The organism is Halomonas sp., assembly GCF_014859505.1.
Taxonomy (GTDB): domain Bacteria; phylum Pseudomonadota; class Gammaproteobacteria; order Pseudomonadales; family Halomonadaceae; genus Halomonas.
Window position 1 is genome coordinate 1 of the sequence record NZ_JACUUD010000142.1, and the last position, 6,291, is coordinate 6,291.

Annotated in this window: 8 protein-coding genes; 5 read left to right on the forward strand and 3 right to left on the reverse strand. The window is 68.7% G+C overall.

All coding sequences use genetic code 11. From position 1 onward, the window contains the following. The coding region (locus IBX53_RS13855) for an aldo/keto reductase (RefSeq protein WP_290910276.1) at positions 1–309 on the forward strand (309 nt) is incomplete at its 5' end. Here the strand turns inward: IBX53_RS13855 and IBX53_RS13860 are convergent. The 3 genes from IBX53_RS13860 to IBX53_RS13870 form a co-directional block, all read right to left on the reverse strand. Further along, positions 306–992: a PhoU domain-containing protein gene (locus IBX53_RS13860; RefSeq protein ID WP_290910279.1), complete on the reverse strand. Its 687-nt coding sequence runs from the start codon at positions 990–992 to the stop codon at positions 306–308. The genes IBX53_RS13855 and IBX53_RS13860 overlap by 4 nt on opposite strands. Positions 993–1,017: 25 nt before the next feature. Continuing rightward, positions 1,018–2,217 carry a Na/Pi symporter gene (locus IBX53_RS13865; RefSeq protein WP_290910283.1) on the reverse strand — a complete coding sequence of 400 codons (1,200 nt, stop codon included), beginning with the start codon at positions 2,215–2,217 and terminating at the stop codon, positions 1,018–1,020. Between the two features lie 110 nt (positions 2,218–2,327). Further along, positions 2,328–3,347 (reverse strand): DUF4349 domain-containing protein, encoded by a 1,020-nt coding sequence (locus IBX53_RS13870; RefSeq protein WP_290910286.1) that lies wholly within the window; start codon positions 3,345–3,347, stop codon positions 2,328–2,330. Positions 3,348–3,583: 236 nt separating this feature from the next. On the opposite strand from IBX53_RS13870, the gene IBX53_RS13875 reads away from it, so the two are divergent. From IBX53_RS13875 to IBX53_RS13890, 4 genes are all read left to right on the forward strand, one after another. Then, positions 3,584–3,733 (forward strand): hypothetical protein, encoded by a 150-nt coding sequence (locus IBX53_RS13875; RefSeq protein WP_290910289.1) that lies wholly within the window; start codon positions 3,584–3,586, stop codon positions 3,731–3,733. Then, the gene (locus IBX53_RS13880) at positions 3,733–4,467 is read left to right on the forward strand and encodes a metal ABC transporter ATP-binding protein (protein WP_290910291.1); all 735 of its coding nucleotides are present in this window, start codon (positions 3,733–3,735) and stop codon (positions 4,465–4,467) included. The genes IBX53_RS13875 and IBX53_RS13880 overlap by 1 nt, the downstream gene beginning before the upstream one ends. Next, positions 4,451–5,341, forward strand: coding sequence for a metal ABC transporter permease (locus IBX53_RS13885; RefSeq protein WP_290910293.1), 891 nt, complete (start codon positions 4,451–4,453; stop codon positions 5,339–5,341). The genes IBX53_RS13880 and IBX53_RS13885 overlap by 17 nt, the downstream gene beginning before the upstream one ends. 34 nt (positions 5,342–5,375) lie before the next feature. Then, the coding region (locus IBX53_RS13890; protein WP_290910295.1) for a zinc ABC transporter substrate-binding protein at positions 5,376–6,291 on the forward strand (916 nt) is incomplete at its 3' end.

Below are 6,291 nucleotides of genomic sequence, written 5' to 3' on the forward strand. Positions count from 1 at the left end.
CCGCGCTTCAGCGCCGAGCACCTGCCACACAACCTGGCGCTGCTGGCCGAGCTCCAGGCCGTGGCGAGGGAGCTCGAGGTGACCACCGGCCAGCTCGCCCTGGCCTGGCTGCGGGCCAAGGGCGACGACATCCTGCCGATCCCCGGCACTCGCTCCATCGCGCACATGCGCGAGAACCTGGCCGCCGGCGACCTGCGCCTTGAGGCCACCACCGTGGCACGGCTCGATGCGCTGCTGGCCCCGGAGCGGGTGGCGGGCGGGCGCTACGCCGAGGCGCAGCAGGCCGAGGTGGATACCGAGGAATTCTAGTCCAGGGCGCGGTCGTCGTCTTCGCTGGGGAAGTCCAGATCCTCCAGCCGGCCGGTCACCGCGGTGGCGATGTTGGCCAGGTGGGAGGCCACCCGCTTGTAGTGGCGGGCCAGCAGCGAATAGGCGACCGCCTCGTGGAACTCGATCGCCTGATCTTCGCGAAGCAGCGCCTCGATCAGGTCGTCGCAGCGGCCGCGGATCTCGCGGGTAGCGGTGATGACCCGGTGGGCCTTGGCCTCATCGGAGTCGCGGGTGGCGGCGATCAACTCCTGGAACAGGCCGTTCAAGCGCTCGGCCATCTCGTCCAGCGGCTGCTGATAGCGCGGCACGTGGAAGCCTTCGCTGTAGAAGGCGCCGACCTCGAAGACGTTCTTGCAGTAGTCGCCGATGCGCTCGGCATCCTTGGCCACGCTCATCAGCGCCAGGCAGATGGCCACGTCGTGGCCGGGGTTGACGGTCAGGTGGCGCAGCACCTTGCGGCGTATGGAACGCTCGAGCTCGTTGACGGCCCGATCGCGCTGGTAAAGCGGCTCACGCACCTCCTCGGCGGCCACGGTGCTGTAGAGCACCTCATTGGCACGGGAAAACATCCAGGCGCCGTGCTCGAGCATCCGGGTCAGGTCCGCGTAGGCCTGGTCGATGCTGTTCTCGGAGGTGAGGGCGCTGTAGAGCTGTCGAAACATGGGGGAACCTCCCGGTTGGCCGCGCTCAGCGCAGGCGCATGAACAGTTCGGTGGCGGTGATGCCGACCAGCGGCACCACCAGGAATACGCCGATCAGGAACAGGAAGGCGTAGCGGACCTGCTTGCCGGCCAGCCGGCCGTACCAGGTGGCGATGCGCAGCGGGATGACCCGCAGCGGCCACCAGACGGCAGTGCCGATCAGGTTGAACATGACGTGGAACAACGCCACCGTCATCGCTGCGGCGATCGGATTGGCGGTGGCGGCGAGGACGCTGGTCACGGTGGTGCCGAGGTTGGCGCCCATCATGAAGGGTAGCACCCGGCGCAGGCGCACCACCCCGGCCCCGGCCAGCGGCACCATCAGGCTGCTGGTGATGGAGCTGGACTGCACCAGCACGGTGGAGACCACCCCGACGCCGTAGGCGCGGGCGTCGGTGCGGAAGAAATAGGTGCGAAACAGGCCGTCCATGTGGCGCAACAGGGCGCCGCGCAGGTTCTGCACCATGAACACCAGGGCGGTGAACATCAGCAGCAGGCCGATGCCGGCCACCAGCAGACCCGCTGCAGCGGTGCTGGGCATCAGCGCCGCGCCCAGCCAGTTGACGGCATCGACGATGGGGGCGGTGATCACCTTGATGGGGCTGCTGGGCCTGGCCACCTCTTCCAGGCCGATCAGCTCGGCGAGCCAGCCGGCCAGCCGGGTGAAGATGCCACGGCCGCCCTCGTGGAACATGCCCGTCAGCCACTCCACGGGGAACACCAGCATCACCGTGAGAATGTTGAAGAGGTCGTGCATCATCGCCGCAGTGAAGGAGCGACGGAAGTTGCGCTTGATACGCACGTTGGCCAGCGCCACGATCACCCCGGTCACCGCGGTGCCGATGTTGGCGCCCATGATGGCGAATACCGCCGTGCCCAGGGTCATCTCGCCGCTGGCGACCAGAGTAACAATCAGCGCCGAGGTGAACGACGAGCTCTGCACGATCATGGTGACCAGCACGCCGGCCATCAGGGCGATGAAGGGGTTCGCGCCATAGGCAAAGGCGCGGGTCAGCAGGTCACTGTCGCTGCCGAAGGTGCCGAGGCCGGCGCCCAGCACATTGAGGGCGGCCAGGAAGAGATAGAGGCACAGGCCGGCGTAGATGCCCCTCAGCCAGGCGGGCACCTCGTGAGTGGCCTGGCGGGCGAGAGCGGGACGATCGGTGGAAGGTCCAGGATTCGACATTAGCGGTCTGCCGTGTTGGTGAAAGGTCCCTTCATGACGGTTGCGTGACGATTCCGTGTCAGTGGGCGCAACGTAGCGCCACTATGTGACACTTTGATGACATCCGTATTTTAATCGTCGCGAAGGGTGGCTCGCCGTGCGCGGCGTCGCTGACCCAGGCGGGTGATGCCGCGGCGCACCGGGCGCCACAGCCGGCTGAGCAGCCACAGCGCGGGAATGCCCAGCACCAGCCAGGGAGTGAGGAAGACCACCACCAGAATCACCTGCCCCACCGACTCGAAGAACAGGCTAAGGCTGCGGTCCAGGGCGCGCCACAGCGGGGCCAGCGGGCCATACTCGTGGGGCTCCACCCAGCGCTGCTGCTGGAAGCTGGCGGTGACCGAGACGCTGTCGGTGACCCGGGAGAGATGACGCTGGCGACCCTGCATCGATTCGATCTCGCCCTGCACCCGGGCCAGCTCCCGCTCCACCTGCAGCAGGTCCTGGATACGCCGCTCGCTGAAGCCGCGCCCCTCCAGAGCCAGTTCGGCGAGCCGCTCGCGCAGCACGACCTGCTGGGCAAGGCGCGCCTCGAGATCGATGACCTGCTGGGTGCGGTCCTGGCGGGTGATCTCCACGCCGCTGAGGGCCGGGGAGTCGCTGATCCGCTGCACCGGCTCGGCCTCGTCGATGCGGTCACGGTCGATGCGCATCGCCAGGGTGCCGCTGGCCAGCCCCTGGCGGGGAGTGCTGAGCCGCCCCTGCTCCACCTGGCAGCCGCGCATGCCCAGGCAGGCCTCGTGGACCTCGTGGTAGGCGGCCATCAGCGACTCGGTGGCATCGAACTGCAGCTGGTAGTGGCGACGCTCCTCGATTCGCGAGGCGTCCGCCTCGGCGCCGGCCTCCGGGGCCCGGGCAACGCCGGCCAGGTCAGCCTGGCGCACCCTGGCCTCGCCGGTGAACTCCTGGCCCGCAACGCCCTGACCGGAGGCGTAAGAGTCGGAGTAGGGCGAGGAGACCTCGCCGCCATCGAAGGCGTCGCAGCCGGCGAGCCCCAGCGTGGCCAGAAGGCCAAGGCCCGGCAAGCCAAGGCCCAGCAGGCGGGGGCGTAAGGTGAGATAGGCACGGGAGAGCATGCCGGGGTCGTCCATGACAGGAAGAATGCCTGAAGGGTAGCACTTCGCCGCTGCCGGCCGCTGCCCCCGGCGTGGGTGAGTCTCGGCGACCTGCATCTCGAGGGGGGGTACGCGCTGCTGGTGGGGCCGAACCAGCTGGGCGTGGCGCTGCGTTACTGACCCACCAGGCGGCCATCGGAGCCTCTACATGAAGGTGGTCAGGGTCGCTATTGTTATGTTATAACCTCCGCCATCACCACGGAGGATCTCCCATGGCACATCGCACGCACCGGCATCGCCCGGAAGGGCCCTGCCACTTCTCCCTGATGTCACTGGCCGCCACCCGACGCCTGCTGCTGGTCGCCGCCCCGCTGGCCGGCCTGTGGCTCTCTGTCTCCTGGGCTGCCGGGTGGTGGTCCTGATGTCGCGCCTGCAACTGCACGACCTGCAGCTGGCCCGCGGCGGCCAGACCGTGCTCGAACACCTGGACGGCCGCTTCCAGGATGGTGCCATCACCGCGCTGATCGGTGCCAACGGTGCCGGCAAGAGCACCCTGATCGCCGCCATCATGGGCATGCTGACCCCGGTGGCCGGCAGCGTGGCGTGCCAGGTACCCAGGGAACGGCGCGCCTGGCTGCCCCAGCAGCTGGCCCTGGACCTCACCTTCCCGATGAGCGTGGAAGAGCTGATCATGACCGGCACCTGGCCCAGCCACGGGGCGCTGAAGGGCTACTGTGCGGCCCACTACCGCCGCGGCCGCGAGATCATGGCCCGCCTGGGCATCTCCCAGCTGGCCCACCGCCAGCTCGGCGAGCTCTCCGGTGGCCAGCGCCAGCGCGCCCTGCTCGGTCGCACCCTGATGCAGGAGGCCGAGCTGCTGCTGCTCGATGAGCCCTTCGCCAACGTCGACATCGAGACCGTCGACGTGCTGATGGATGTGCTGCGCGACATGGCCCGGCAGGGCGCCACCATCATCGTGGTGCTTCACGACATGGAGCAGCTCTCGCGCCTGGCCGATGACGTGCTCTTCCTGGCCGGCGGCCATGGCCGCTGGGTCAGTCCCGACTCCCTGCTCGACCGCTACGCCGGCCAGCCGCCCCGGGCGCCGCGCCTGCCCCTGACTTTCCCGGAATCCCTCGATGCTGGAACTGCTTGACGCCTGGCTGCTCGCCCCCTTCGACTACGGCTTCATGAAGCGCGCCTTCGTGGCCGGCCTGGCCCTCTCCCTGGCCGCCCCGCCGCTGGGTGTCTTCCTGATGCTGCGCGGAATGAGCCTGATCGGCGACGCCATGGCCCATGCCATCCTGCCCGGCGTGGCGCTGGGCTTCCTGTTCGCCGGCTTCTCGCTGCCAATCATGAGTCTGGGCGGCATCCTGTCGGGGCTGCTGGTGGCGGTACTGGCGGGAAGCGTGTCGAAGATGACCGGCCACCGCGAAGACTCCGCCATGGCCAGCTTCTTCCTGATCTCGTTGGCCGCCGGGGTGATGCTGGTCTCGCTGGGTGGCAGCAGCGTGGATCTCACCCATGTGCTGTTCGGCTCGATCCTGGCCGTGAACACCACCGCCCTGGTGCTGATCGCCACCATCAGCAGCCTGATCGTGATTATCCTGGCGGTGATCTTCCGCGCCCTCGTAGTGGAATGCCTTGACCCGCTGTTTCTGGGCGGCCAGGGCGTGCGTGGCGGTCTGGTCCACGGTGTCTTCCTGGGCCTGGTGGTGCTCAACCTCACCGCCGGCTTCCAGACCCTGGGCACCCTGATGGCGGTGGGGCTGATGATGCTACCGGCCACCACCGCGCGCTTCTGGAGCAAGCGCCTGGAGGGGCTGATCGGCATCGCCGTGGCCATCGCCATGGTCGCCAGCACCGGCGGCCTGCTGCTCTCCTACCACCTGAGCCTGCCTTCCGGCCCCGCGATCATCCTGCTGGCCGGCGCGGCCTATCTGCTCTCGGCGCTGCTGGGCCGCCACCACAGCCTGCGCGAGCGCCTGCAGCGCCGCGCCTCGCCCCTGGGCGCCCCCGACTCCCACTGACGCCAACGACACGACACTCGAGGAACCCTGCCCCATGCGCATCGTGAACGCCTCCGCCACGCTGCTCGGCGTCTCCGCCCTGCTGGCCCTGCCCGCCGCCTTCGCCGCCGAACGCGTGCAGGTGGTTGCCAGCTTCAGCATCCTGGCCGACATGGTCGAGAACGTCGGCGGCGAGCACGTCGCAGTGACCTCCCTGGTCGGCCCCGACAGCGACGCCCATGTCTACTCGCCGCGCCCCACCGACGCCCGGGCCCTGGCCGAGGCGGACCTGGTGGTCTTCAACGGCCTGCAGTTCGAGGGCTGGATGGAGCGCCTGATCGACGCCAGCGACTACGCCGGCCCCCTGGTGACCACCACCGAGGGCATCGACCGGGTGGCGGCGGCCCATGACGACCATGGCCATGACGAGCATGACCATGGCGACAATGATCCCCACGGCTGGCAGGACCTGGCCATGAGCAAGGTCTACGTGGCCAATATCCGCGACGGCCTGGTCGAGGCCGACCCGGACAACGCGGCCGCCTATCGCGAGAACGCCGAGCGCTACATCGCCGAGATCCAGGCCATGGACGAGGAAATGCGCCGCCTACTCGGCGAGATTCCCGCCTCCACCAGCGTGATCACCGGCCACGACTCCTTCGGCTACTTCGCCGGGGCCTACGGCCTGCGCTTCCTCTCGCCGGTGGGGCTCTCCACCGAGGCGGAGCCCAGTGCCGCCAACATGGCCCGGCTGATCGACGTGATCCGCGAGCAGAACGTCCAGGCGCTGTTCCACGAGAACATGACCAGCCCGGCAATCATCAACCAGCTTGCCGAGGAAACAGGCCTATCCATCGCCGGCACCCTCTACGCCGACGCCCTGGCCGCGGAAGGCGAGGCCAGCACCTGGCTGGGCATGATGCGCCACAACGCCCGGACCCTGCATGACGCCCTGGCCCAGCCCGGCCATG